The organism is Marinimicrobium sp. LS-A18, from assembly GCF_000463525.1.
GTDB lineage: Bacteria > Pseudomonadota > Gammaproteobacteria > Pseudomonadales > Cellvibrionaceae > Marinimicrobium > Marinimicrobium koreense.
The window spans coordinates 1-1,059 of the sequence record NZ_AWEP01000014.1 but is presented as its reverse complement, the minus strand read 5'-3'; the positions used below and the strand labels follow the sequence as shown (position 1 = coordinate 1,059).

1 protein-coding gene is annotated in these 1,059 nt (G+C 48.9%); it reads left to right on the top strand.

The window, feature by feature from the left end:
- Window positions 1-97: 97 nt before the first annotated feature.
- The gene (locus N645_RS17290) at window positions 98-1,051 is read left to right on the top strand and encodes an IS30 family transposase (RefSeq protein ID WP_036160848.1); all 954 of its coding nucleotides are present in this window, start codon (window positions 98-100) and stop codon (window positions 1,049-1,051) included.
- Window positions 1,052-1,059: the final 8 nt, after the last annotated feature.

Here is a 1,059-nt window from a genome sequence, read left to right as displayed (position 1 = left end):
CCCGAATTCATATACTAAGTGCGACAATCTACAAAATAAGAGAGGCAAGCTGTAGTATCAGTCTTTTTTCACTCCCGCCAAGAAGTTGAAAAAGCCTATGAAATACCAACAGCTTACCTCAGAGGAAAGGGTAGTCCTTTCCACACTGAAATTACAAGGCCTCTCCATGCAAAAGATTGCCGATCACATGGGTCGGCACCGAAGCACTCTTTATCGCGAGCTGGACCGAAACCGTTGCTTTCATATTGATGGGGCCTACCGGCCCAGCAAGGCTCAGCGCCGCACAATCGCCAGGAGGAGGCGTTCAAGACGAAACAGTCACTACTCTGACGACGACTTCAAAGTGGTCCGCAAGCTACTTAGGAAGAAGTACAGTCCCGAGCAGATTACGGGTTATCTTCGTCGCTTGAACCAGCCCTGCTTCTCCCATGAAACAATTTACCTGTACATCTGGCGTGACAAGGCCAACGGCGGCAACCTTTGGACACATCTTCGTCAATCTCCCAAGGTTCGTCGAAAGCGCTACAAAGCCTACGACAACAGGGGTCGACTGGCTGACAAGCGTCACATTACAGAACGACCTAGAACTGTAGAAACCCGCCGCTATAAGGGTCACTGGGAGATCGACACCGTCATGGGTAAAGGGTCAACCGACTGTATTGTCACCTTGGTGGAACGTAAAACCGGATTTCTCATGATTGGAAAGCTTCAAGATCGGTCTACACGTTCCTTGAATAAAAAGACCAAGCGGTTGATCAGTCGAGACCCCCTGCTTTTCAAGACTATCATCGCCGACAACGGCACCGAGTTGCATCAGTACAAGAACATTGAGGCGCACAGCTCGGTCAAGTTCTACTTTGCGAATCCTTACCACTCCTGGGAAAGGGGAAGCAACGAAAACGTCAATGGTCTGATTCGACAATATATCCCTAAAGGAACGTCCATGGAGCACTTAACTCAACAACAATGCGATCATATTGCCAACGAGTTGAACTCCCGTCCCCGCAAACGTCATCAATATCGTTCACCCTCGGAGTTATACTATGCTTAGCTACTTCT